The organism is Bacteroides sp. HMSC067B03 (genome assembly GCF_001811315.1).
GTDB lineage: Bacteria > Bacteroidota > Bacteroidia > Bacteroidales > Bacteroidaceae > Bacteroides > Bacteroides faecis.
The window spans coordinates 929-1,724 of record NZ_KV804492.1 but is presented as its reverse complement, the minus strand read 5'-3'; the positions used below and the strand labels follow the sequence as shown (position 1 = coordinate 1,724).

The 796-nt window shown below is 33.3% G+C and carries 1 protein-coding gene; it reads right to left on the bottom strand.

Annotated elements, in window-relative coordinates; translation table 11 throughout:
* Positions 1–796 (bottom strand): hypothetical protein (locus tag HMPREF2794_RS25665; protein ID WP_168166636.1); only part of this gene is annotated, 796 nt, incomplete at both ends.

Sequence of the window (796 nt, the reverse complement as noted above, 5' to 3'; positions counted from 1 at the left end):
ACATGATTCAAAAGATTATTTGCCGTTTCCTTCAACATATCTTCATACGATGTAGCATAATCGCCATCGTCCCATATATTTTTAGGAGATCTGAATAAGTGCAGACCAAATATAGCATCACGCCTGTAAGAATTACAACTCTGAAGCGCAGAATAGACCACCTTATATTGTGATTCTGTTAGTACACTGGACAACAAGACTGTTATATCCGCCCCATATAAAATTATTTCTGAAGGAATATAATCTTTTACCTCCTTTTTCACTATGTTCATCGTATGATTATAACGAACCCTTTCCATTATTTTATCTTCAAGCAGATCTTTCTGTTTTTCCTTCAACAAGGTATAGGTCGAAACTAATGACACAAATCTATTTAATACTCCTACCGTATCAGCAGGATTATATCTTTCATAGATCACATAGTCTTTTTCTAAAAAAGATTGCATTCCACGTTTATCATTAGGATATAATGCTATTCCATTATACTCGTCGCCCATAAGACTAAGGTTATCTCTGACATCATTCAGATATATCTCGCGAAACTTATCGATAGAACCATAACGGGTTTTGAGCAAATCAGAAAATGAATATAATTCTCTCTTACCCCAAGTTAATCCATATAAATATCCGTCACACTTTTTCATCCCATAAATACGATAGATAGGAAGATCAGGCCAACTTAATGATTCATTTTTTATAGAAACAATAAATAGACTGTCTTCGCCAAAGAATAGTTGTGTATCAATTTTATTAATGTCAAAAAATTTCCTTCGATAGACATGGGATTTACCAAATC